Source organism: Stenotrophomonas hibiscicola ATCC 19867 (genome assembly GCF_000382065.1).
GTDB classification, from domain to species: domain Bacteria; phylum Pseudomonadota; class Gammaproteobacteria; order Xanthomonadales; family Xanthomonadaceae; genus Stenotrophomonas; species Stenotrophomonas hibiscicola.
In genome coordinates this window covers 584969-610061 of sequence record NZ_KB907499.1, presented here as the reverse complement: position 1 = coordinate 610061, position 25093 = coordinate 584969, and the positions used below count along the sequence as shown (strand labels likewise).

The following is a 25093-nucleotide window of genomic DNA, read 5'->3' as shown; positions in this document are numbered from 1 at the left end:
ATGTCTGTGAAATCAACGGCTTGCAGCTTGGCACGGGGCTTGCGCCCTCTGTCCCGTACTTCAACCTGGATCGCCGCATGACCGCTTCCGCCCCTTTCTCCGCCGGTGCCCGCTTCCGTGAGGCGCTGGCTGCCGAATCGCCGTTGCAGGTGATCGGCGCGATCAACGCCAACCACGCCCTGCTGGCCAAGCGCGCCGGCTTCCGCGCCATCTACCTGTCTGGTGGCGGTGTTGCCGCCGGCTCGCTGGGCCTGCCGGACCTGGGCATCAACACCCTGGAAGACGTGCTGGTGGACGTGCGCCGCATCACCGATGTCTGCGACCTGCCGTTGATGGTCGACATCGACACCGGCTTCGGCCCGAGCGCGTTCAACATCGCGCGCACCGTGAAGTCGCTGATCAAGGCAGGCGCGGCCGCCTGCCACATCGAAGACCAGGTTGGCGCCAAGCGCTGCGGTCACCGTCCGGGCAAGGAAATCGTCTCGCAGGGCGAAATGGTGGACCGTGTGAAGGCCGCTGCCGATGCCAAGACCGACCCGGACTTCTTCCTGATCGCGCGTACCGATGCCATCCAGGTGGACGGCGTGGACAAGGCGATCGAACGCGCCATCGCCTGCGTCGAGGCCGGTGCCGACGGCATCTTCGCCGAGGCCGCCTACGATCTGGACACCTATCGCCGCTTCGTGGACGCGGTGAAGGTGCCGGTGCTGGCCAACATCACCGAATTCGGTGCCACCCCGCTGTTCAGCCGCGATGAACTGGCCTCGGCCGACGTCGCCATCCAGCTGTTCCCGCTGTCGGCGTTCCGCGCGGCCAACAAGGCGGCCGAGAACGTGTACCAGGCGGTGCGCCGCGATGGCCATCAGCGCAACGTGGTGGAGACCATGCAGACCCGCGAAGAGCTGTACGACCGCATCGGCTATCACGCCTTCGAGCAGCAGCTCGATGCGCTGTTCGCCGCCAAGAAATAAGCAGTACCCTGCACCATCAAGTTTCGGAGGGAAACATGAACGATACGACCGCAACCCCCACCTTCAAGCCGAAGAAGTCCGTCGCCCTGTCCGGCACCGCTGCCGGCAACACCGCGCTGTGCAGCGTGGGCCGCAGCGGCAACGACCTGCACTACCGTGGCTATGACATCCTGGACCTGGCCAACACCAGCGAATTCGAGGAAATCGCCTACCTGCTGGTGCACGGCAAGCTGCCGACCCGCGCCGAGCTGGTTTCTTACAAGGCCAAGCTGAAGTCGCTGCGTGGCATCCCGGCGGCGGTGAAGGCCGCGCTGGAAGAACTGCCGCCGTCGGCACACCCGATGGACGTGATGCGCACTGGTGTCTCCGTGCTCGGCTGCGTGGCGCCGGAGAAGGACGACCACAACCACCCGGGCGCGCGCGACATTGCCGACAAGCTGATGGCCTGCCTCGGCTCGATGCTGCTGTACTGGTACCACTGGAGCCACAACGGCCGTGCCATCGACGTGGAGACCGACGATGACTCGATCGGTGGCCACTTCCTGCACCTGCTGCACGGCGAGAAGCCGCAGGACTCGTGGGTGAAGGCGATGCACACCTCGCTGATCCTGTACGCAGAACACGAGTTCAACGCCTCGACCTTCACCTGTCGTGTCATCGCCGGCACCGGCAGCGACATGTACAGCGCGATCTGCGGTGGCATCGGCGCACTGCGTGGCCCGAAGCACGGCGGCGCCAATGAAGTGGCGTTCGAAGTGCAGAAGCGCTACGACAATCCGGATGAGGCCGAGGAAGACATCAAGGCCCGCGTCGAGCGCAAGGAAGTGGTGATCGGCTTCGGCCACCCGGTCTATACCGTGTCCGATCCGCGCAACAAGGTGATCAAGGACGTGGCCCGCGAGCTGTCCGAAGAGCAGTCGAGCATGAAGATGTACGACATCGCCGAGCGCCTGGAATCGGTGATGTGGGACATCAAGAAGATGTTCCCGAACCTGGACTGGTTCAGTGCGGTCAGCTACCACATGATGGGCGTGCCGACCGCGATGTTCACTCCGTTGTTCGTGATCGCCCGCACCGCCGGCTGGAGCGCGCACATCATCGAGCAGCGCATCGACGGCAAGATCATCCGCCCGAGCGCCAATTACATCGGTCCGGAAGACCGCGACTTCGTCGCCATCGACAAGCGCGTCTGATCCACCTGCTGTACTCATCCGGCCGGCCGCGTGCCGGCCGGATGCTTTCGCCGCCGCACCGCCGGCACCCGGCCCGCCCCAAGCATTCCGCCAGCCCATGAATACCGATTACCGCAAGAACCTCCCCGGCAGCGCGCTGGACTATTTCGACGCGCGCGCCGCCGTCGATGCGATCCAGCCCGGCGCCTATGCCACTCTGCCGTACACCTCGCGCGTGCTGGCCGAGAACCTGGTGCGCCGCTGCGATCCGGCCACGCTCGGCGATTCGCTGAAGCAGCTGATCGAGCGCCGTCGCGACCTCGACTTCCCGTGGTTCCCGGCACGCGTGGTGTGCCACGACATCCTCGGCCAGACTGCTCTGGTGGACCTGGCCGGCCTGCGTGATGCGATTGCCGACAAGGGCGGTGACCCGGCCAAGGTCAATCCGGTGGTGCCGGTGCAGTTGATCGTCGATCACTCGCTGGCGGTGGAATGCGGTGGCTACGATCCGCAGGCCTTCGAGAAGAACCGCGCCATCGAGGATCGCCGCAACGAAGACCGTTTCCACTTCATCGACTGGACCAAGCAGGCGTTCCAGAACGTGGACGTGATTCCGCCGGGCAACGGCATCATGCACCAGATCAACCTGGAGAAGATGTCGCCGGTGATCTACGTGCAGGACGGCGTGGCCTTCCCCGACACCTGCGTGGGCACCGACAGCCACACCCCGCACGTGGATGCGCTGGGTGTGATCGCCATTGGTGTGGGCGGCCTGGAAGCGGAGAACGTGATGCTCGGTCGTGCCTCGTGGATGCGGCTGCCGGACATCATCGGCGTCGAGCTGACCGGCAGGCCGCAGCCGGGCATCACCGCCACCGACGTGGTGCTGGCGCTGACCGAATTCCTGCGCAGGGAGCGCGTGGTCGGCGCGTACCTTGAATTCTTCGGCGAGGGGGCGGCGGCACTGACCATCGGTGACCGCGCCACCATCTCCAACATGTGCCCCGAATACGGCGCGACCGCCGCGATGTTCTACATCGACGGGCAGACCATCGATTACCTGCGCCTGACCGGCCGCGAGGAATCGCAGGTGGCGCTGGTGGAGAACTACGCCCGCACCACTGGCCTGTGGGCTGACGACCTGGCCACCGCGCAGTACGAGCGCGTGCTGCGCTTCGACCTGTCCAGCGTAGTGCGCAACATGGCCGGCCCGTCCAACCCGCACAAGCGCGTGGCGACCGCCGAGCTGGCCGAGCGCGGCATCGCCGACGAGGCCAAGCTGGCAGCGGGCAAGGCCGAGCAGGCGCAGGGCCTGATGCCCGATGGCGCGGTGATCATCGCCGCCATCACCAGCTGCACCAACACCTCCAACCCGCGCAACGTGATCGCCGCAGCACTGTTGGCGCGCAAGGCCAACGAACGTGGCCTGCTGCGCAAGCCGTGGGTGAAGTCCTCGTTGGCGCCCGGCTCGAAGGCGGTGCAGCTGTACTTGGAAGAGTCCGGCCTGCTGCCTGACCTGGAGCAGCTCGGTTTCGGCATCGTCGCCTTCGCCTGCACGACCTGCAACGGCATGAGCGGTGCGCTGGACCCGAAGATCCAGCAGGAAATCATCGACCGTGACCTGTACGCCACGGCCGTGCTGTCGGGCAACCGCAATTTCGATGGCCGCATCCACCCGTACGCCAAGCAGGCCTTCCTGGCCTCGCCGCCGCTGGTGATCGCCTATGCCATCGCCGGCACCGTTCGCTTTGATATCGAGAAGGACGTGCTGGGCGTGGACGCCGATGGCAACGAGGTGCGCCTGAAGGATATCTGGCCGAGCGATGCCGAGATCGACGCGGTGGTGAAGGCCTCGGTGAAGCCCGAGCAGTTCCGCAAGGTCTACAACCCGATGTTCAACGTGCGCGTGGAGAACGGTGCCGCAGTCAGCCCGCTGTACGACTGGCGCCCGCAGAGCACCTACATCCGCCGCCCGCCCTACTGGGAGGGTGCACTGGCCGGTGAGCGCACACTGGCAGGCATGCGGGCGCTGGCGGTGCTGCCGGACAACATCACCACCGATCACCTGTCGCCGTCCAACGCGATCCTGGCGTCCAGTGCCGCCGGCGAATACCTGGCGAAGATGGGCCTGCCGGAAGAGGACTTCAATTCCTACGCTACCCACCGCGGTGACCACCTGACCGCACAGCGCGCCACCTTCGCCAACCCGAAGCTGTTCAACGAAATGGTGCGCAACGACGATGGCAGCGTGAAGCAGGGTTCGCTGGCGCGCGTGGAGCCGGAAGGCAAGGTGATGCGCATGTGGGAAGCGATCGAGACCTACATGGAGCGCAAGCAGCCGCTGATCATCATCGCCGGTGCCGACTACGGCCAGGGCAGCTCGCGTGACTGGGCCGCCAAGGGCGTGCGTCTGGCAGGTGTGGAAGCGATCGTGGCCGAAGGCTTTGAACGCATCCACCGCACCAACCTGATCGGCATGGGTGTGCTGCCGCTGGAGTTCAAGCCGGGCACCACCCGCCTGACCCTGGGCATCGACGGCACCGAGACCTTCGACGTGATCGGCGAGCGCACCCCGCGCGCCGACCTGACGCTGGTCATCCACCGCCGCGACGGCCAGGACGTGATCGTGCCAGTGACCTGCCGCCTGGACAGCGACGAGGAAGTGGCGATCTACGAGGCGGGTGGCGTGCTGCAGCGCTTTGCCCAGGATTTCCTGGAAGGCGCCAAGGTGGCGTAAGACATCCGACGGCCCGGCAACGGGCCGTCTTTCTTTGCAAGGAACACATCCATGACCTTCCTCCCGCAACTCCGTATTCCCGCCACCTACATGCGTGGCGGCACCAGCAAGGGCGTGTTCTTCCGCCTGCACGACCTGCCCGAAGCCGCGCAGGTGCCGGGTGCCGCGCGCGATGCGCTGCTAATGCGCGTGATCGGCTCGCCCGATCCGTATGGCAAGCAGACCGATGGCATGGGCGGCGCCACCTCCAGCACCAGCAAGTGCGTGATCATCTCCACCGCCTCGGTGCCGGACCACGACGTGGACTATCTGTACGGCCAGGTCTCGATCGACACCGCCTTCGTCGACTGGAGCGGCAACTGCGGCAACCTCAGCACCGCGGTCGGCCCGTTCGCGATTGCCAATGGCCTGATCGATCCCGCCCGCGTGCCGCGCGATGGCCTGTGCACCGTACGCATCTGGCAGGCCAACATCGGCAAGACCATCATCGCCCACGTGCCGATGCGCGATGGCGAAGTGCAGGAGACCGGCGATTTCGAGCTGGATGGCGTGACCTTCCCGGCGGCCGAGATCCAGCTGGAATTCATCGATCCTTCCGATGACGGCGATGCGGGCGCGATGTTCCCGACCGGCAATCTCGTCGATACCCTGGAGGTGCCCGGCGTGGGCAGCTTCGAGGTGACCATGATCACGGCCGGCATTCCGACCATCTTCCTCAATGCGGCCGACCTGGGCTACACCGGCACCGAGCTGCAGCCTGCAATCAACGAAGACAAGGCGGCGCTGCAGAAATTCGAGGCCATTCGTGCTTACGGCGCGCTGCGCATGGGCCTGATCCCGAAACTGGAAGACGCCGCGACCCGCCAGCACACGCCGAAGGTGGCGTTCGTTGCACCGGCTCAGGACTACGTGTCGTCCAGTGGCAAGGCGATTCCGGCGTCGGCCATCGACCTGCATGCGCGCGCGTTGTCGATGGGCAAGCTGCATCACGCGATGATGGGTACTGCCGCCGTAGCGATCGGTACCGCCGCGGCGATTCCGGGCACGCTGGTCAATCGCGCCGCCGGTGGCGGCGAACGCGAAGCGGTTACGTTCGGTCATCCCTCGGGCACGTTGCGCGTGGGTGCGCAGGCAGGTCTCGTTGACGGCCAGTGGACAGTGACCAAGGCCATCATGAGCCGCAGCGCCCGCGTATTGATGGAAGGCAAGGTGCGGGTGCCGGCCGAGTGATGCGTTGGTAAACGCCAACCAAGGTTGGCGACTACCGGGCCGCAGAGATCGATTGCTTTGGTAGATGCCAACCTTGGTTGGCATGGTGCACGGGCAACCGTGCACCGCAACGAGGAGATCGACGATGTCCGACAGCCACACCCCATCCAACGAGCGTGCAGCGTGGGATGCGCTGCTGGTGGACATCGTCGATTACGTACGCGACGCCCGCATCGACTCGCCGCTGGCCTTCCAGGCCGCGCACTACTGCCTGCTCGACACGCTGGGCTGCGGCCTGGAAGCGCTGGCATTCCCGGCCTGCAGCAAGCTGCTCGGTCCACTGGTGCCGGGCATCAGCGTGGTCAACGGCGCGCGCGTGCCGGGCACGCACTACGTGCTGGACCCGGTGCAGGCCGCCTTCAACCTCGGCGCAATGGTGCGCTGGCTGGATTTCAACGACACCTGGCTGGCTGCCGAGTGGGGCCATCCTTCCGACAATCTCGGCGGCATCCTGGCTGTTTGCGACTGGCTGGGGCGCAACGCGCAGGCCCTGCGTCGTCCGCCGCCGACCGTGCACGACGTGCTGCTTGCGATGATCAAGGCGCACGAGATCCAGGGCGTGCTGGCGCTGCAGAATTCCTTCAACCGCGTCGGGCTGGACCATGTGGTGCTGGTCAAGGTGGCCACCACCGCGGTGGTCTCGCAGCTGCTCGGGCTGGATCGCGAACGCATGCTCAATGCGCTGTCGCTGGCCTGGGTCGATGGCCAAGCGCTGCGCACCTACCGGCACGCTCCCAACACCGGCTCGCGCAAGAGCTGGGCGGCCGGCGATGCGACCAGCCGTGGCGTGCGCCTGGCGCTCATGGCGGCCAATGGCGAGATGGGCTATCCCAGTGTGTTGAGCGCGCCGACCTGGGGTTTTGAAGCGGTATCGATGCATGGCGAGGCGCTGACGCTGGCGCGACCGCTGGGCAGCTACGTGATGGAGAACGTGCTGTTCAAGATCAGCTACCCGGCCGAGTTCCATGGCCAGACCGCAGTGGAGGCGGCGATCACGCTGCACCAGCAGTTGCGTGCGAAGGGGCGTCGGGTCGAGGACATCGCGCATATTGCGATCAGGACCCAGGAAGCCTGCATCCGCATCATCGACAAGCAGGGCCCACTGCATAACCCGGCCGACCGCGACCACTGCGTGCAGTACATGGTCGCCATCGCGCTGCTGCACGGGCGGTTGACGGCCGAGGATTACGAGGACGACGTTGCCGCCGACCCGCGCATCGACGCACTGCGCGCGAAGATGGCCTGTCATGAGGATCCGCAGCTCAGCGCCGATTACCTGGACCCTGAGAAGCGCAGCATCGCCAACGGCCTGAGCGTGCGCTTCACCGATGGCACCGCGCTGCCGGAGGTGCTGGTGGAGTACCCGCTGGGCCACGCGCGCCGTCGCGAGGAAGGCATTCCGCTGCTGATGGACAAGTTCCGCCGGCACCTGGCCCACCGCTTCCCGACAGTCCAGCAGCAGCGCATCTGGGCCGCTTCGCTGGACCCGGTGGCGCTGGCCGCGATGCCGGTGACCGACTACGTGGACCTGTACCTGCCGGGGTAGTTTGATCGGTAGTGCCGGCCGCTGGCCGGCAATCCCCTCCAACCTGCCATGCCGGTTGCCGGCCAGCGGCCGGCACCACCCGCACCCGCGGCAATTGCCGAAATCGCGTCAACACCTTGACGCGGCCTGCCTATAATGGCCGCCTCGATCAAGGAGTGACGACATGAGCGGTCCGGCACGGCGGAAGCGGTGGAGATGGGCGGCGGCGGTACTGGCAGGAAGCCTGTTGCTGGGCCTGGCCGGCTGCCGCAATGACAGCGGGCAGCTGCCCAAGGCCAGCGGTGAAGCCATCACCGCCAAGGCCGAGCAGGTGAAGGAATTCACCCTTCTGCGCGCCTACCCGGACCAGAAGAATGACGGCCTGTCGCTGGCGCTGGAGTTCTCGCGCCCGCTGGTCGGCACCCAGGATTTCGACACGCTGGTGCGCTTCGAGGAGAAGGTCGGCACCGACGACAGCAGCTGGACGCTGTCCGATGACGGCCTGACCCTGCGCTACCCGTTCGTCGAGGCCGGCAAGGAATTCAGCCTGGTGGTCTCGCCGGACCTGCTGGCCGCCGATGGCAGCCGGCTGGGCAAGGAACTGAAGCAGAAGGTGTTCAGTGGCGAGCTGAAGCCGGTGGTTGGGTTCGCCTCGCAGGGCAGCGTGCTGCCGGCCAAGGACAGCCGTGGCCTGCCGGTGGTCTCGGTGAACGTGCCGGAAGTGGACGTCGAGTTCCTGCGCGTGCGCGAGAAGGACCTGCCGACCTTCTTCAGCCAGTACCAGCGCGGTGGCCGCCGTGGCAGCTGGGAGCTCAGCAGCGACTACGAGCGCAGCCCGATCAACAAGCTGGCCGAGCCGGTCTACGTCAACCGCTTCATCCTTGGCGGCAAGCAGAACGAGCGGGTGCTGACCTACCTGCCGACGCAGGACATCAAGGAACTGCAGGAGCCGGGCCTGTACTTCGCACTGCTCAAGCGCACCGGCGACTATGAGGGCGAATTCGATACCGCGTTCTTCTCGGTCAGTGACATCGGCCTGCACACCCGCGCCTACAAGGACAAGCTGTTCGTGCATACCGCCGGTCTCAAGGACGGCGCGCCGCTGAAGGGCATCGACCTGCGCGTGCTCGACGCCAAGGGCGAGGTGGTGCTGAAGGGCAGCACCGACGGCAACGGCAATGCGCTGCTGAACTACACCCTGGATGCCACCCACGTGCTGGTCGCCAGCAGCGGCAAGGACACCAGCTTCCTGCCGTTCAACCAGCCAGCGCTGGACCTGAGCGAATTCGCCGTGGCCGGCCGCGACAACGCATGGTTCGATGTCTATGCCTGGTCCGGCCGCGACCTGTACCGCCCGGGCGAGACCGTGCGCCTGTCCGCGCTGCTGCGTGACAACGATGGCAAGCCGGTCAAGGCGCAACCGGTGTTCCTGCGCCTGAAGCAGCCCGACGGCAAGACGTTCCGCGAGACCCGCCTGCAGCCGGGTGACCAGGGCTACATCAATTTCGAGCAGGTGATCCCCGCCGAGGCGCCGACCGGGCGCTGGCAGGTCGAGTTCCGCACCGACCCGGCCAGCAAGGAAGCGATCCAGGGCATGACCCTGCGCATCGAGGAGTTCCTGCCCGAGCGCATGAAACTGGACCTGGACAGCGCGCAGAAGACGCTGAAGCCGGGTGAGGACCTGCGCCTGCAGGCCAATGGTGCCTATCTGTACGGGGCACCGGCCGATGGCAACCGCTTCACCGCGCGCATGGCGGTGGCCGCCGAGCAGCAGCCGGTGGAAGGCCTGCCGGGCTACTTCTTCGGTGACCCGACCCTGCAGCTGCCGCGCGAAGCCAAGGACGTGATCGACACCACGCTACCGGCCAACGGCCAGCTGCGCGAGGACGTGGCATTGCCGGAAGAGGCGGCCAAGGCCAAGGCACCGATTGCCGTGGTGCTGTCCGGCAGCCTGTATGAAACCGGTGGCCGCACGGTCACCCGTACCCTGAAGCGGGTGATGTGGCCGGCCAACGCGCTGGTCGGCGTTCGCCCGCTGTTCAACCCCGAGGACGGTGCCGACTCCAACGGCAACGCGCGCTTCGAGCTGATGCGCGTGGATGCCACCGGCGCGCCGCAGCCGGCCAAGGGCCTGAAGATCACCCTGGTGCGGGAACTGCGCGACTACCACTGGACCTTCAACGACAACCGTTGGGACTACGATTTCACCCGCCGTTTCGAGAACAAGGAAACGCGCACCGTCGATGCCGGCGGCAGCGCGGTCGCCTTCGATTTCCCGGTGGAGTGGGGCGAGTACCGGGTGGACGTGTTCGATCCGTCCACCGGCCTGACCAGCCGCTATCCGTTCCGTGCGGGCTGGAGCTGGGGTGATGACAACCGTGGCCTGGACGCGCGCCCTGACAAGATCAAGCTGGGCCTGGACAAGACCGGCTACAAGGCCGGCGACACGCTCGAAGTGACGGTGACCCCGCCGCACGCCGGCAAGGGCATCCTGATGGTCGAGACCGACCGCATGCTGTACGTGCAGGGCATCGACGCCAAGCCGGGGTCGACCTTCAAGATTCCGGTCACCGCTGACTGGGAACGCCACGACGTCTACATCACCGCGCTGGTGTTCCGTGGCGGCAGTGCGCCGAGCAAGATCACTCCGGCCCGTGCCGTGGGTGTGGTGCATGTGCCGATGGACCGCAAGGGCCGCACCGTGGCCGTCGGCCTGGCCGCGCCCAAGCAGATGCGCCCGGAGCAGGACCTGCCGGTGACGGTCAGCGCACCACAGTTGGCCGGCAAGATGGCGCACGTCACCGTCTCAGCGGTGGACGTGGGCATCCTCAACATCACCCGCTTCCCGGTGCCCGACGCCGGTGCGCACTTCTTCGCCCAGCGTCGCCTCGGCATCGATGCCTACGACATCTACAGCCGGGTGATCGAGAGCTTCGACGGCAGCAGCGGCAAGCTGAAGTTCGGTGGCGACATGGCGCTGCAGGCGTTGCCGCAGGCCAAGCGCCCGACTGCGCGCGTGCAGACCGTGGACCTGTTCTCCGGCCCGGTGCAGCTCGATGCCAAGGGCATCGCCCGCATCCGCCTGAAGGTGCCGGACTTCAACGGTACCCTGCGGGTGTCGGCACTGGTCTACAGCGATGACCAGTACGGCAAGCGCGACGTGGAAACCGTTGTGCGCGCGCCGATCCTGGCTGAAGCCAGCATGCCGCGCGTGCTCGCTCCGGGCGACCGCAGCACCGTGACCCTGGATGTGCAGAACTTCACCGGCAAGCCGGGGCAGTTCAACGTGAAGGTGGAAAGCGAGGGCCCGCTGAACCTGGGCGAGGGCAGCCGCAGCGTGCAGTTGAATGCCGACGCCAAGACCACGTTGAGCTTCCCGCTTTCGGCACGCGAGGGCCACAGTGTGGCCAAGGTGCGGGTGCGGGTGGACGGCAACGGCTTCAAGGCCGATCGCCGTTACGACCTGCCGGTGCGTGCGGCGTGGCCGCAGGTGCTGCGTTCGCAGGTGCGCACGCTTGATCCGTTGGCCGCGGTCAGCCTCGACAACAGCCTGACCGATGGCCTGATGTCGGAGTCGGTCAATGCCCGCCTGCTGGTCAGCCCGCTGCCGCCGATTCCGTTCGCCAGTGCACTGCAGGGCGCGCTGAACTACCCCTACGGCTGTGCCGAGCAGACCACCAGCAAGGGTTACGCGGCGCTGATCCTGGACCAGGCGACGTCGTCGATGCTCGGTGCCGACGGCCTGGATGCCAAGACCCGTCGCGAGCGCATGGAAGGTGCGTTCGGTCGCCTGGCGTCGATGCAGGTGGCCAACGGCAACTTCTCGATGTGGGGTGACGACGGCTACGTGAACCCGTGGCTGACCCCGTACATCACCGAGTTCCTGCTCGATGCCAAGGACGCCGGCTTCGCGGTGCCCGACAACGTGCTGCAGAAGGCGCTCAACCGGCTTAGCGAGGATCTGCTGTCCGGCGGCAACCAGTTCTACGGCCAGGACGACCGCGAGAAGCTGAAGTTCGCCAACCAGGCCTATTCGGGCTACGTGCTGGCCCGGGTCAACCGTGCACCGCTCGGTACCCTGCGCACGCTGTACGACAACGAGCGCAGCAAGGCGGTGGGCGGCCTGTCGCTGGTCCACCTGGGCGTGGCGCTGTCACTGCAGGGCGATGCCAAGCGTGGCCAGGCCGCGCTGGCGGCGGCCTTTGCCAAGTCCAGCAGCGAGCGCCCCTCGTACTTCGGCGACTACGGCAGCGCGATCCGCGATGACGCGCTGATGATCGCGCTGACCCACGAAAACAAGTTGGCCAAGCCGGCCTGGGATGCACGTGCGGTTGACCTCGGCCGCGGCCTGGATGCGCGCCGCAATGCCGGCTGGATGTGGCTGAGCACGCAGGAACAGGTGGCGATTGCACGTCTCGGCAAGGCGCTCGCCGCCAACCAGAAGGCGCTGGTGGCCGGTGAACTGGTGATCGGTGGCAACAGCGAAGCCATCGGCGAGCGCAAGCTGTTCGGCCGCAACTTCAGCGCCAGTGAGCTGGCCAGCGGTGTGCGCTTCACTCCGCAGGGGCAGCCGCCGATGTTCGCCAGCATCGACGTGGCCGGCATCCCGCGCAGCGCACCGGCGCCGGACAACAGCGTGCTGGGTATTGAACGGAGCTACTTCGGTACCGATGGCAAACCGTGGTCGCCGCGACCGCTGAAGGAAGGCGAAGCACTGATCGTGCGCGTCACCGTCACCGCCGACACCACGATGCCCGATGCGCTGCTGACCGATCTGCTGCCGGCGGGCCTGGAGATCGAGAACTTCAACCTGGGCGACGCCAAGCAGTGGGCCGATGTGGTGGTCGATGGCATCACCATCAGCGACCGCGGTGAAGCGGCCGATACCAAGCACGAAGAGTTCCGCGACGACCGCTATGTGGCCGCGCTGAAGCTCTCGCGTGGCAGCAAGGCCAACGTGTTCTACCTGGTGCGCGCGGTGACCCCGGGTACCTACTCGGTGCCGCCACCGCTGGTGGAGGACATGTACCGGCCGCAGCTGCGTGGCGTTGGCCGCAGCAACCCGACCACGATCACGGTGGTACAGCCGTGACCGCGCGGACGGGCCGCGACGGCGCGGCCCGTCCTGCTGGCAACCTGCAATGAAGAACACGATGACGACCCGGCTGGCGGCCCTGCGCCGCCGGTGGCGGCCGCTGTGGCCGTGGCTGCGTTGGGGCATGGCCGCCACGCTGGCACTGCTGCTGGTGCTGGATTTCGCCTTCCCGCCCCCGCTGCCGAAGCAGCGCGAAACCAGCACTCTGGTGGTGGCCGCCGACGGCACGCCACTGCGTGCGTTCGCCGATGCCGAGGGCGTGTGGCGTTATCCTGCCTCGATCGACAGCGTCTCGCCGCTGTACCTGCAGGCGTTGCTGACCTACGAAGACCGCTGGTTCTGGCGCCATCCGGGGATCAACCCGGTGGCGATGCTGCGTGCCAGCGGCCAGCTGCTGCGCGGCGGCCGCATCGTGTCCGGCGGTTCGACCCTGACCATGCAGGTGGCGCGCATTCTCGACCCGCACTCGCGCACGCCTTGGGGCAAACTCAAGCAGATGCTGCGCGCGGTGCAGCTGGAAGTGCACCTGAGCAAGCAGCAGATCCTGGCCCTGTATCTGGAGCGCGCGCCCTACGGCGGCACCATCGAAGGCGTGGAAGCGGCCAGCTGGGCCTATCTGGGCAAGCCGGCGGCGCAGCTGTCACATGCCGAGGCCGCGTTGCTGGCGGTGCTGCCGCAGGCGCCGAGCCGGCTGCGCCCGGACCGCCACCCGGAAGCGGCACAGAAGGCACGCGACAAGGTGTTGTCACGCATGGCCGAGCTGGGCGCGTGGACAGCCGAAGAGGTGGATGATGCGCGCATCGAGAACGTGGTGGCGCGCTCGCTGCGGCCGCCGCTGCACGCCGCGTTGCTGGCGCAGCGCCTGCATTCGGCGCATCCGGGCCGGGCACGCATCCAGAGCAGCATCGACATCGGCCTGCAGCGCACGCTGGAGGAACGCGTGGCCAGCTATTTCTCGACGCTGCCCGAGCGCACCTCGGCCGCGCTGCTGGTGGTCGACAACCAGACCCTGCAGGCGCGTGCCTATGTCGGCACGCTGGCCTTCGGCGACCGCCAGCGGCTCGGCCACGTGGACATGGTGCAGGCCTGGCGCTCGCCGGGCTCCACGCTCAAGCCGTTCCTGTATGCGATGGCGCTGGATGATGGCCTGATCCATTCGGAAAGCCTGCTGGTCGATGCGCCGCAGAGTTTCGGCAGCTACCGCCCCGGCAACTTCGACATGGCCTTCAACGGGCCGATCGGCGCGTCCAGCGCTTTGCGGTTGTCACTGAACGTGCCCTCGGTGGACCTGCTGCAGCGGGTCGGCGCCGCGCGCTTCGCTGCACGTCTGTCGCACGCGGGCATCCAGCTGCGCTTCCCGCCAGGCAGTACGCCCAATCTGTCGCTGATCCTGGGCGGCACCGGCGCGCGGTTGGAAGACCTGGTCGGCGCGTTCGCCGCGCTCAACCGCAACGGCATCGCCGGGCGCGTGCGCTACACCGATGACGAGCCGATGATCGAGCGGCGCCTCGCTTCGCCCGGCGCCAGCTGGATCGTGCGCGAGATGCTGGAATCGAATCCGCGGCCGGGGTACAGCGTCGGGACGTTCGATGTCGGTGGCCGCCCGCGCGTGGCGTGGAAGACCGGCACCAGCTACGGGTACCGCGATGCGTGGGCGATCGGCAGTACCCGCCACTACACCGTGGGCGTGTGGGTGGGCCGGCCGGACGGCACACCGCTACCGGGCCAGTACGGCGCGGTGACCGCGCTGCCGCTGATGTTCGAGGTGGTGGACAGCCTGCCGCGCCAGCGCGGTGACTCGGCCGCTGCGCCGATGCCGGCCAGCGTCAGCCAGGAAGACATCTGCTGGCCCACCGGCGAACGTGCCGAGGGGCTGCCCACGGCACTCTGCCAGCGCAGGATGCCGGCTTACCTGCTTGATGGCGCCGCACCGCCGACCTTCCCCGAACGCGAGGCACGGCGCTGGCAACCAGGTCGGCAGCGCTACCTTGCCGATGCGCGTACCGGTCTGCGCGTGTCAGCCGATTGCCGCTTGCCGCACGAAGAAGTCGCGCGCGAGATCGCGCGCTGGCCAGCGTTGCTGTCGCCATGGCTGTCCAAGGCCACGCGCGAAGCCTCGCAGCTGCCGGCGCTGTCGCCGGACTGCCGTGATGATGGCCGCGAGGCCAGCGTTGCGCTGCACATCGATGGGCTCAACGATGGCGCCACGCTGGCGCGCGCGCCGAATTCGGAACATGGCGTACGCCTGCAGCTGCGCGCGCTGGGCAGCGAGCAGGCGGTGGAGTGGCTGCTGGATGGACGCTGGATTGCACAGACCCACGGCGCGCAGCTGATGCAGCGAGAGTTCGCCGAACCCGGCACGCACACCCTGACTGCGTTGGCAGCCGACGGCGCCTGGACGCAGGTGCGGTTCAACGTCCTGCGCTAGATGCCGACCTTGGATGGCACTTCCCGCATGTTGTCACGCTGCTGTAGAGCCGAGCCCATGCTCGGCTGCTCCTGCGACGTGCGTGCAGCGGTCAGCCGAGCATGGGCTCGGCTCTACAACGCCGTAGATGGCAGCGATCGCGTGGCGTAGCGATTACTCCCCGATCCACCCGTCCAGCAGGTCGGCGAACTCGTCGGCGTGCTCTTCTTCCTGCGCCAGGATCTCTTCAAGGATGCGCTTGGTGGTGGTATCGCGGTCACCGATGAAGTTGATCATCTCGCGATAGCTGTCGATGGCGATGCGCTCGGCCACCAGGTTCTCGCGCACCATGTCGCGCAGGTCGCTGCCTTCCTTGTATTCGGCGTGCGAACGCGCGGTCAGCGTATCCGGGTTGAGATCCGGCTCGCCGCCCAGCTGGACGATGCGCTCGGCCAGCTTGCCGGCATGCGCCTGCTCCTGCTGTGCATGCTCGAGGAACTCGGCTTTCACCGCGTCGGCCAGCATGCCCTTGGCCATGAAGTAGTGCCGGTAGTAGCGCAGAACGCAGACGTACTCGGTGGCCAGTGCGTCGTTGAGCAGCTTGATCACCACCTCGCGGTCAGCGCTGTAGCTGTCGGTGATCGCACCATCTTCGATGTTGCGCCGGGCGCGTTCGCGCAGGGTCTTGCGGTCGCTGATGCCGGCAATTTCCGCGGCGGGCTTGCTGGCTTTGGCTGGCTGCGTGGACATGGCTGGCCGTTTCCTTCTGCGGTGGGGAATCAGGTGGGGAGATGCTCCAGCACGTACTCGGCCGAAGACACTTCGAACTGGCCGGGCTGTTCAACCCAGGCCTCTCGAACTACGCCGTCGTCGACGTACAGGGCAAAACGACGCGAGCGGATTCCCATGCCCGACGCGCTCGCATCAAGCTCCAGACCCAGGGCGCGGGTCAGCTCGGCATTGCCGTCGGACAGCATCAGAAGGCCGTCGGGCACGCTCTGGTCGGCGGCCCAGGCCTTCATCACGAACGGGTCGTTGACGGCCATGCAGTAGACGTCGATGCCGCGCTGGCGGAAGGCCTCGAACTTTTCGACGTAGCCGGGAAGGTGACGTGCCGAGCACGTCGGGGTGAACGCGCCGGGCACGGCGAACAGCACCACCTTGCGCGCATCGAACAACGAATGCGTATCAAGCGTTTCAATGCCCTCGCGGATGCGCTTGAGGGTCACTTCCGGAATGCGGTCGCCGACATGGATGGTCATGGGAACTCCTTGCTGGGGCAGGCTAGTGGGCCGGATGGGAGAGGGGCGTCAAGACATTGGAAACCCGGTGTGCAGGCTCCATCTTCCGGCTTTGTGGCAGGGGCTTCCAGCCACAGCGTGGCGCACGGGGATGGCAGCCGCATTGCGCAGGATCAGTCGGCCTCACCGGGGCCGCACGAGGGGCGGCGTACCCTCGCAGGCGCGTAGAATGAACCCGGGGCGGCGCCACCGGCGCGGCCGAAGCGAATCGAGGTAGCTGGATGGAATTCAAGGATTACTACGCCACCCTGGGGGTGGAACCGAGCGCGGGCGAGGCGGAGATCAAGACCGCCTACCGCCGGCTGGCACGCAAGTACCACCCGGACGTCAGCAAGGAGGCCGGGGCCGAAGACAAGTTCAAGGCGGTCAACGAGGCCTACGAGGCGCTGCGTGATCCGGAAAAGCGCGCGGCCTACGACCAGCTGCGCGCGCAGGGCTATCGCCCGGGCGAGGAGTTCAACGTACCGCCGAACTACGGCGGCGCCGGTGGTTTCAATTTCGAGGAAGTGTTCGGTGGCGGCGGCCCCAACGGCGGCTTCAGCGACTTCTTCGAAAGCCTGTTCGCGCGCCAGCGCGGTGGAGCGGGCGCGGGGGCCGGTCCGGGCTTCAGCAGCCAGGGCCATGCGCCCAACCGCGATACCCGCGCCAAGCTGTCGGTGCCACTGGAAGCGGCCTACAGCGGCGACAGCCTGCGCATCACCGTCAACGGCAAGCAGCTGGACGTGCGCGTGCCCAAGGGCATCCGCCCGGGCCAGGTGATCCGCCTGGCAGGGCAGGGCAACCATGGCGGCAATCTGCTGCTGGAGGTGGAATACGCCGCCCACCCGCAGTTCGAGGTCGATGGTCGCAACATCCTCTATACGCTGCCGCTCACGCCGTGGCAGGCCGCGCTGGGCACCAGCATCAGCGTGCCGACCCTGGGTGGTGCGGTGGAACTCAAGATTCCGGCCGATTCCGATGCCGGCCGCAAGCTGCGCCTGCGTGGCCGTGGCCTGCCGGGCAGCCCGGACGGCGACCAGATCGTCGAAATCGAGATCGTGGCCCCGGCTGCGACCGATGAGGCGCAGAAGAAGGCGTACCGCAATCTGGCCAAGGCGTTCGGCGAAACGATCTGAGATCGATTCTGGTGGGTGTGGACCTCGGTCCACACCCACCAGAATGGTTCAGCCCTGCCCGGCGAACACCCGTTCCAGCACCTCGGACAGTTCATCTTCCGAGAACGGCTTGGTGATGTAGGCCTTGGCGCCCTGGCGCATGCCCCACATGCGGTCGGTGTCCTGGTCCTTGGTGGTCACCAGGATCACCGGAATGTGCCGGGTCGCCTCGTCGCGGGCGAGGGTGCGGGTGGCCTGGAAGCCATTGAGGTTGGGCATCACCACGTCCATCAGGACCAGGTCGGGCAGCTCGGCCTTGGCGGTTTCGACCCCGGCGGCGCCATCGGTGGCGGTCAGGATCTGGTGCCCGAGCTTCTCGACGATGCGCTGTATCCCCAACAGCTGCGACGGTGAGTCGTCGACGATCAGAATGCGTGCCATGTTGTTCCCCATGTAATGCCCGCAGTGTAGTGCGGGCCCATTACCGGCGGGAGGGCCGCGTCTGCCGTCCGTCGCCCGCCTGCGACGTTCAGTCGATCCGTACCACGGTGCGACCCAGCGAACCGCCCGCCAGCATCCGTTCGAATACGGCAGGAAGGCCATCGAGGCCGACTTCGGCGGTGCAGATGCGGTCCAGGTGCTGCGGCTTCCAGTCACTACCCAGCCGCGACCACACTTCCTCACGCAGTCCGCGTGGCGCATTGGCCGAGGACACGCCCAGCAGCGAGACACCGCGCAGGATGAACGGCATCACCGTCATGTCCAGCGTCGGACTGGCTGCCAGGCCGGCACTGACGACGCTGCCGTAGGGCACGGTCTGCGCCAGCAGGCTGGCCAGCATGTCGCCTCCGGCATTATCGAGGCCACCCCCGAAGCGGGCCGACTGCAGCGCGCCGGTGTCGGCCAGCGCGTCGCGCGGCAGTACCTCGGTGGCGCCGATGCTGCGCAGGAATCCTGCCTGGTCCGGCTTGCCGCTGACCGCGTGCACGCTGTAGCCGGCACGGCTGAAGATGGACAGCGCCAGCGCACCGACACCGCCGCTGGCACCAGTGACCGCCAGCGGGCCGAGTTCCGGGGTCTGCCGGTTGTCCTGCATGCGCAGCAGGGCCAGCGCCGCAGTGAAGCCGGCGGTGCCCAGCACCATCGCCTCGCGTGGGGTCAGCCCGGCCGGCTGGGCGATCACCGCGCGCGATTCCAGCCGCACGTACTGGCTGTAGCCGCCGTCGCGGGTCTCGCTGAGGCCGCAGCCGGTGGCCAGCACCGCGTCGCCTTCACGCCAGTCCGGGTCGGTGCTGGCGACCACGGTGCCGGCCACATCGATGCCGCCCACCAGCGGGAAGCGGCGCAGGATCTTCCCTTTTCCAGTACCGGCCAGCGCGTCCTTGTAGTTGACCGAGGACCAGTGGGCGCGGATCAGCACCTGGCCGGGGTTGAGGTCGTCGACCCCGAGCCGGACCAGGCCGCTGCGATAGCCGGCGTCGTCGTTTTCGATGCGGAAGGCGGTGAACGGGGTGGTGGGGGCCATCGGCGTTGCCTGACTTCGAGGAAAACGCCACCTTACCCCGTTGCCCCCCTTTCGATCCTGCCGATCCGCCCCATCTTGTATGATCGGTGATGGTTTCACGGCTGGCGGTGCGGGAAGGGCCCGCGCCGCAGCCCAAATCTTGATGGAGCGTGCATGGCCTGGAATACACCCGGCGGCAACAAGGGCGGACAAGGCCCCGAGGACAATCGACGCGGGCCGTTCGGGTCACGCGGCGGTGGCAATGGTGGTGGCTGGGGCGGTTTGCCCGGGCCGCTGAAGGACCTGTTCGACGGCGGCATCGTGCGTTGGGTGGTGGCAGCCGTGGTGCTGCTGGTGCTGTTCTCCAGCTTCCAGCTGATCGGCGAACAGCAGCGCGGTGTGGTGCTGCGCTTCGGCCAGTTCTCGCGCATCCTGCAGCCCGGCCCGAACTTCAAGCTGCCCTGGCCGATCGAATCGGTCACCAAGGTCAATGCCACCGAGATCAAGACGTTCTCGATCCAGGTGCCGGTGCTGACCCGCGACGAGAACATCGTCAACGTCTCGCTGAACGTCCAGTACCGCATCGACGACCCGCAGCAATACCTGTTCGGCACCGTGGATGCCAACCAGGTGCTGGAGCAGTCGGCGCAGAGCGCCGTGCGCGAGGAAGTTGGCCGCGCCGACCTCAACGCCGTGCTGAACAACCGTGGTCCGCTGGCCGTCGCCGCCGAGGAGCGCCTGCAGGCGCTGCTGAAGGCGTTCAAGACCGGCCTGACCGTGACCGGCCTGACCCTGCAGGACGCCCGTCCGCCGGAGGAAGTGAAGCCGGCCTTCGACGAGGTCAACGGTGCCCAGCAGGTCAAGGAACGCCTGATCAACGAGGCCCAGGCCTATGCCGCCAAGGTCGTGCCGGAAGCCCGGGGCCAGGCCTCGCGCGCCCGTACCACCGCCGAAGGCTACAAGCAGGCCGTGGTGTCCAAGGCCGAGGGTGACGCGCAGCGCTTCAGCCTGTTGCAGGCCCAGTACAAGGACGCTCCGGAAGTGACCCGCAAGCGCCTGTGGCTGGAGACCGTGCAGCAGGTGCTGAGCGAGAACCGCAAGGTGATCGGTGGCGATGGCCGCCAGCTGATCTACGTGCCGATGACCGGCGATACCCGTCCCAGCACGTCGGCTCCGGCCGCAGTGGCCAACCCGGACGTGGTGATGCCGTCGCTGCCGGGTGCAGCGGCGGAAGCTTCCCGTGATCCGGGCCGGCCGGTGGGCCGCCCGACCGGGCGACCGAGCGGCCGTGAGGAGGGCAGCCGATGAAGAGTCCTATCTGGATCGCCGTGATCGTGGCGGTGGTGCTGGGCCTGCTCGGCTCGGTGTACGTGGTCCGTGAGGACCAGACCGCCATGGTGCTGAACCTGGGCAAGGTGGTGCGTTCGGACATCAAGCCGGGCCTGCACTTCAAGGTGCCGGTGGTGGAAACGGTGAAGGTCTTCGACCGCCGCTTCCAGGTGCTCGACACTGCGCCGGCGCGCTACTTCACCGCCGAGCAGAAGGACGTCAGCGTCGACTTCTTCGCCATCGGCTACATCTCCAACGTGGGTGACTACTTCCGTGCCACCGGCGGCGACCCGCGTGTGGCCAACGCCCGCCTGGCGCCGATCATCACCGACTCGCTGCGCAACCAGATCAACTCGCGCACCCTGCAGCAGCTGGTGTCCGGCGACCGCAGCGAGCTGATCGCCGAGCAGCTGAAGGGCATCAACGAAGCGGTGGCTGGCCTGGGCATGCAGATGATCGACCTGCGCATCAAGCAGGTGGACCTGCCGACCGACAGCCAGGTGATCAACGACGTGTACGAGCGCATGCGCGCCCAGCGCAAGCAGGAAGCGGCCAAGCTGCGTGCAGAGGGCGAGGAGCAGTCGCTGACCATCCGTGCCCAGGCCGACCGCGACAGCACCGTGCTGATCGCCGAGGCCGAGCGTGATGCACAGCGCCTGCGCGGTGAAGGCGATGCCGAGGCGGCCCGCATCTACGGCAAGGCCGGCTCGGCTGATCCGTCGTTCTACGCCTTCTACCGCAGCCTGGAGGCCTACCGTGGCTCCATGACCGACGGCAATGGCGTGATCGTGCTCGACAAGAACGACCCGTTCCTGCAGTACCTGAAGAACGACCGCTGAGGTCGCAGGGCAGTACCCCACGGGGCCCGGCCAGACGCCGGGCCCCGTGCCTTTTCCGGAGTTCCCGATGAAAGATCTGTTTGCCGCCGTCTGCCTGGTCGCGGTGCTGGAAGGCCTGTTCCTGTTCGTCGCCCCGTTCGCCTGGAAGCGCATGGCCGAACGCCTGCTGGACCTGCCCAGCCCGGCCCTGCGCAGCTTCGGCGGGCTGGTGCTGCTGGCCGGCCTGAGCCTGCTGTGGTGGGTGCGGCATTGAGAGGGTAGTGCCGGCCGCTGGCCGGCAACCCGGGATTGCCGGCCAACGGCCGGCACGACCGGGCGGGGCGGCTGACCGGCCGGTGAAGCCGTCCGTCGGAAAGGTGGCACCCGACCCCGGAAACCCGGATAATGCACAAAAGCCGGACGGGCCTCCCCGTCCGGCTTTTTCCGTGTCTGGGCCTTCCATCGTCGGCCGCTCCCCGTTTGGAGCCGCCCTCCAGGTGCTGGCCAGCCCCGCCACGGTTTACCCGTCCGCGGCCCCGATGGCCGCTACAAATCGAGGAGCCCGTCATGGGTCAGTCTGTCGTAGTGTTGGGTGCCCAGTGGGGCGATGAAGGCAAGGGCAAGATCGTCGATCTGCTCACTGAGGAAATCGGCGCCGTCGTGCGCTTCCAGGGCGGCCACAATGCAGGCCACACCCTGGTCATCAACGGCAAGAAGACCGTCCTGCACCTGATCCCGTCGGGCATCCTGCGTGACGACGCGCTGTGCCTGATCGGCAATGGCGTGGTGATCTCGCCGGCCGCGCTGCAGAAGGAAATCGCCGAGCTGGAAGGCTCCGGCGTGGAAGTGCGTTCGCGCCTGAAGATCTCCCCGGCCGCGCCGCTGATCATGCCGTACCACATCGCCCTGGACCAGGCGCGCGAGCGCGCTGCCGGTGGCAAGGCAATCGGCACCACCGGCCGTGGCATCGGCCCGGCCTACGAAGACAAGGTGGCGCGCCGCGGCATCCGCATCGCCGACCTGCACTACCCGAAGCAGCTGGAAGAACTGCTGCGCACTGCGCTGGACTACCACAACTTCGTGCTGACCAAGTATCTGAACACCGATGCGGTCGACTTCCAGAAGACCTTCGACGAGGCGCTGGCCTTCGGCGAATACGTGCAGCCGATGAAGTCCGACGTGGCCGGCATCCTGCACGACCTGCGCAAGCAGGGTAAGCGCGTGCTGTTCGAAGGCGCGCAGGGTGCGCTGCTGGACATCGATCACGGCACCTACCCGTACGTCACCAGCTCCAACACCACCGTCGGTGGTGCGCTGGCCGGTTCCGGCGTCGGCGCCGATTCGATCGACTACGTGCTGGGCATTGCCAAGGCGTACGCCACCCGCGTCGGCGGCGGCCCGTTCCCGACCGAACTGGACGACGAAGTCGGCCAGGGCATCCGTGACCGCGGCGCCGAGTACGGCGCTTCGACCGGCCGCCCGCGTCGCTGCGGCTGGATGGACATCGTCGCGCTGAAGCGCGCCGTGGCCATCAACGGCATCAGCGGCCTGTGCATCACCAAGCTGGACGTGCTGGACGGCATGGAAAAGCTGAAGGTCTGCATCGCCTACGAATACAACGGCAAGCGCACCGAGTACGCGCCGCTGGACGCGCAGGGCTGGGAAGAATGCACCCCGGTGTACCTGGAGTTCCCGGGCTGGAGCGAGAACACCCACGGCATCACCCAGTGGGACGACCTGCCGCCGGCCGCACGCGCCTACCTGCGTTCGCTGGAAGAGCTGGCCGGCTGCCCGATCAGCATCGTCTCCACCGGCCCGGACCGCGACCACACCATGGTGCTGCAGGATCCGTTCGCCTGAGGGCGTGACTGGTAGCGCCGGGCCACGCCCGGCGTCGCTGAAAGAAAAAGCCCCGCGAAAGCGGGGCTTCTTCATTACCGTGTGGGCAGGCCAGCGGGGAAGCGACGCGATGACCAGCATGTCAGCGTGAAAGGCGAGACGGTTCTGTTCGTGCTGGTTCCAGGGGCTGCCTTGGCGGTGTTCACGTTCACCTTGCGGCGCTGGCAGCGCCGGGCGTCGAAGCAGCCGATTTCAGCAGCGGATACGGATTGATCGATTCCCCCTTCCACCACTGCTTCTCCGGCCCCAGTACGTGTACTTCGAAATGCAGGTGCGGGGCCTCCGCGCTGGCATTTCCGGTGCTGCCCACATAACCAATCACATCCCCGCGTTTGATCACCTGCTTTTCGCTCAGGCCATCGGCATAGCGCTGCAGGTGCGCGTAGTAGTAGCACCAGCGTCCGCTGGGCTCGAACTGGTAGATGGTCAGCCCACCGCGCTTGCTGTCGAACAGCTTCTCCACCGTGCCGTCGGCCACCGCGAGTACCGGAGTACCCGCATCGGCCATGATGTCGATGGCATCGTGCACCCGGCCCTCGCTGCGCGCATCGGTGAAGGTGTCGTGCAGCTGCGACGCCTGGATGCCCTGCACCGGCAGCAGCAGGCCGGTTGGCGCATTGGTGGCGCTGGACGGCGACACGGCCGTGGGAGCCGGAGCGCCTACGCGCGGCGTTGCAACCGCAGCCACCGCAGGTTGCACTGCGGGCGGGGAAACCGCCGCCGGCTCACCCGCATCGTGGTGCAGCCACCAGCCTGCACTCAGCCCCAGCAGAACGCCCAGCACGATCAGCTGCGAAAGACGCATCGGCTCACTCCTGCATCACCACGGGTACCGAGGTATCCACCGCATCGGCCACACGCAGCGCATCCCAGTTGGTCATGCGCACGCAGCCATGCGATTCTGTCTTGCCGACGTGGCCGGGTTCGGGTGTGCCATGCAGGCCGTAGTGCGGCTTGGACAGGTCGATCCAGACCCGCCCGACCGGATTGTTCGGGCCCGGCGGCAGCGTCGCCTTCTTTTCGCCCTTGCGCGCATCCCAGAACAGCTTCGGGTTGTAGTGGAACGGCGGGTCGCGATACACGCCGAGAATCTTCCATTCGCCGATCGGCAGCGGATCGTGCTGGCTGCCGGATGAGACAGGCACCTGTGCGATCACTTTGCCCTGCGCATCCAGCAATTGAAGTGTGGAGTCGGACTTGTCGACCACGATCTTCGCCGCCTTCGGCAAGTCCCCCGTTCCGATGTTGGGCACCTGGATGCGGCTGCCGGCCTTGGCCAGATCGACGCCGGGATTGAGTGCCTTCAGCAGCTCAGGGGAGGCGTGGAAGCGCTCGCCCAGGCCTTCTTCGACGCTGCTGAAGCCCAGCGACTTCAGCTTGGCCTGTGCGGCGGGCCCTTTCGGTATGGCCTGGAACGGGCCGGCAACATCTTCAGCCGTGAGCGTGTAGCTTGCCAGCGGCGTGATCGTGTCGGCCTGCAGGGCCTTCCAGGTAGCGTCATCCAGTTCACCCGTTACGCTCAGCCCATGCGCCGCCTGGAAGCCCGACACCGCGCGCCGCTGGTTGCTGCCCACTTCGCCATCGATCTGGCCGGGGGAAAAATTCGCGCGATCCAGCAGCACCTGGGCGTGCAGGACAGAGCGGGGTGCGGTGTCCGGTCCTGCCTTCTCGGCAATGGGGGCAGGCAGGCCAGGCGGCGGCGCCTGCGCGAAGGCAGGTGATGCCAGCAGCGAGAGAGCGAGCAGGGCGGATCGGGGCATGGGTAACGGCATCGGGGACTCCAGCAGGGAACGCCACCACCTTGCCCGCAGACGGCGCCGAGCCACCGTGAAAGGGATCTGATGCCCGCATGAGCAGGCATGTCATTGCGGCCGGTTTGCACCGGCAGGTGCCACTGGGACGGCGACTCACCAAGGTGAACAGTGGCCGACGCCATTGGTGGATGGCGATCAAGATTGCCTGCCGTGCCGCC

At 67.1% G+C, this 25093-nt stretch carries 18 protein-coding genes; 12 read left to right on the top strand and 6 right to left on the bottom strand.

The window, feature by feature from the left end; all coding sequences use genetic code 11:
• The first annotated feature begins 77 nt into the window (after window positions 1-77).
• The 7 genes from prpB to pbpC all read left to right on the top strand — a co-directional run bounded on the left by prpB (window position 78) and on the right by pbpC (window position 15197).
• Window positions 78-971, top strand: a complete 894-nt coding sequence (gene prpB, locus G370_RS0107550) for a methylisocitrate lyase (protein WP_032955252.1) — start codon at window positions 78-80, stop codon at window positions 969-971.
• Between the two features lie 35 nt (window positions 972-1006).
• Window positions 1007-2164, top strand: a complete 1158-nt coding sequence (prpC, locus tag G370_RS0107545) for a bifunctional 2-methylcitrate synthase/citrate synthase (protein ID WP_005418357.1) — start codon at window positions 1007-1009, stop codon at window positions 2162-2164.
• A 97-nt stretch (window positions 2165-2261) separates the two neighbouring features.
• The gene (gene acnD, locus G370_RS0107540; protein WP_019660044.1) at window positions 2262-4880 is read left to right on the top strand and encodes a Fe/S-dependent 2-methylisocitrate dehydratase AcnD; all 2619 of its coding nucleotides are present in this window, start codon (window positions 2262-2264) and stop codon (window positions 4878-4880) included.
• A gap of 51 nt (window positions 4881-4931) precedes the next feature.
• The gene (gene prpF, locus G370_RS0107535) at window positions 4932-6110 is read left to right on the top strand and encodes a 2-methylaconitate cis-trans isomerase PrpF (RefSeq protein WP_019660043.1); all 1179 of its coding nucleotides are present in this window, start codon (window positions 4932-4934) and stop codon (window positions 6108-6110) included.
• Between the two features lie 124 nt (window positions 6111-6234).
• Window positions 6235-7695, top strand: coding sequence for a bifunctional 2-methylcitrate dehydratase/aconitate hydratase (locus G370_RS0107530; RefSeq protein ID WP_019660042.1), 1461 nt, complete (start codon window positions 6235-6237; stop codon window positions 7693-7695).
• A gap of 163 nt (window positions 7696-7858) precedes the next feature.
• Window positions 7859-12766 (top strand): alpha-2-macroglobulin family protein, encoded by a 4908-nt coding sequence (locus G370_RS0107525; RefSeq protein WP_019660041.1) that lies wholly within the window; start codon window positions 7859-7861, stop codon window positions 12764-12766.
• 49 nt (window positions 12767-12815) lie between these two features.
• Window positions 12816-15197, top strand: coding sequence for a penicillin-binding protein 1C (gene pbpC / locus G370_RS0107520; protein WP_019660040.1), 2382 nt, complete (start codon window positions 12816-12818; stop codon window positions 15195-15197).
• Between the two features lie 153 nt (window positions 15198-15350).
• Here the strand turns inward: pbpC and G370_RS0107515 are convergent, their stop codons facing one another.
• Window positions 15351-15926 carry a ferritin-like domain-containing protein gene (locus tag G370_RS0107515; RefSeq protein ID WP_019660039.1) on the bottom strand — a complete coding sequence of 192 codons (576 nt, stop codon included), beginning with the start codon at window positions 15924-15926 and terminating at the stop codon, window positions 15351-15353.
• A gap of 29 nt (window positions 15927-15955) precedes the next feature.
• On the bottom strand, window positions 15956-16438 hold the full coding sequence (locus G370_RS0107510; RefSeq protein WP_005410646.1) for a peroxiredoxin: 483 nt from the start codon (window positions 16436-16438) through the stop codon (window positions 15956-15958).
• 260 nt (window positions 16439-16698) lie between these two features.
• Here G370_RS0107510 and G370_RS0107505 point away from each other — a divergent pair, with 260 nt between their 5' ends.
• Window positions 16699-17592 carry a DnaJ C-terminal domain-containing protein gene (locus tag G370_RS0107505; protein ID WP_019660038.1) on the top strand — a complete coding sequence of 298 codons (894 nt, stop codon included), beginning with the start codon at window positions 16699-16701 and terminating at the stop codon, window positions 17590-17592.
• Between the two features lie 48 nt (window positions 17593-17640).
• Here the strand turns inward: G370_RS0107505 and pilH are convergent, their stop codons facing one another.
• Both pilH and G370_RS0107495 read right to left on the bottom strand, forming a co-directional pair.
• Complete coding sequence (pilH, locus tag G370_RS0107500) at window positions 17641-18012, bottom strand: twitching motility response regulator PilH (RefSeq protein ID WP_005410644.1); 372 nt, start codon at window positions 18010-18012, stop codon at window positions 17641-17643.
• Window positions 18013-18100: 88 nt separating this feature from the next.
• Window positions 18101-19096: a YhdH/YhfP family quinone oxidoreductase gene (locus G370_RS0107495; RefSeq protein ID WP_005410643.1), complete on the bottom strand. Its 996-nt coding sequence runs from the start codon at window positions 19094-19096 to the stop codon at window positions 18101-18103.
• A 153-nt stretch (window positions 19097-19249) separates the two neighbouring features.
• Between G370_RS0107495 and hflK the strand changes: the two genes are divergently transcribed.
• The 4 genes from hflK to G370_RS0107475 all read left to right on the top strand — a co-directional run bounded on the left by hflK (window position 19250) and on the right by G370_RS0107475 (window position 23082).
• Window positions 19250-20383, top strand: coding sequence for an FtsH protease activity modulator HflK (gene hflK, locus G370_RS0107490; protein ID WP_005410642.1), 1134 nt, complete (start codon window positions 19250-19252; stop codon window positions 20381-20383).
• Window positions 20380-21243, top strand: coding sequence for a protease modulator HflC (gene hflC / locus G370_RS0107485; protein ID WP_019660037.1), 864 nt, complete (start codon window positions 20380-20382; stop codon window positions 21241-21243). Before hflK ends, hflC begins: the two co-directional genes overlap by 4 nt.
• Window positions 21244-21310: 67 nt before the next feature.
• Window positions 21311-21496 carry a DUF2065 domain-containing protein gene (locus tag G370_RS0107480; RefSeq protein ID WP_005414170.1) on the top strand — a complete coding sequence of 62 codons (186 nt, stop codon included), beginning with the start codon at window positions 21311-21313 and terminating at the stop codon, window positions 21494-21496.
• A 293-nt stretch (window positions 21497-21789) separates the two neighbouring features.
• Complete coding sequence (locus tag G370_RS0107475) at window positions 21790-23082, top strand: adenylosuccinate synthase (RefSeq protein ID WP_019660036.1); 1293 nt, start codon at window positions 21790-21792, stop codon at window positions 23080-23082.
• A 187-nt stretch (window positions 23083-23269) separates the two neighbouring features.
• On the opposite strand, the gene G370_RS0107470 is transcribed toward G370_RS0107475, so the two are convergent.
• Together G370_RS0107470 and G370_RS0107465 are read right to left on the bottom strand one after the other, a co-directional pair.
• Window positions 23270-23926: a M23 family metallopeptidase gene (locus tag G370_RS0107470; RefSeq protein ID WP_019660035.1), complete on the bottom strand. Its 657-nt coding sequence runs from the start codon at window positions 23924-23926 to the stop codon at window positions 23270-23272.
• 4 nt (window positions 23927-23930) lie between these two features.
• Complete coding sequence (locus G370_RS0107465; RefSeq protein ID WP_019660034.1) at window positions 23931-24893, bottom strand: L,D-transpeptidase family protein; 963 nt, start codon at window positions 24891-24893, stop codon at window positions 23931-23933.
• Window positions 24894-25093 lie beyond the last annotated feature (200 nt).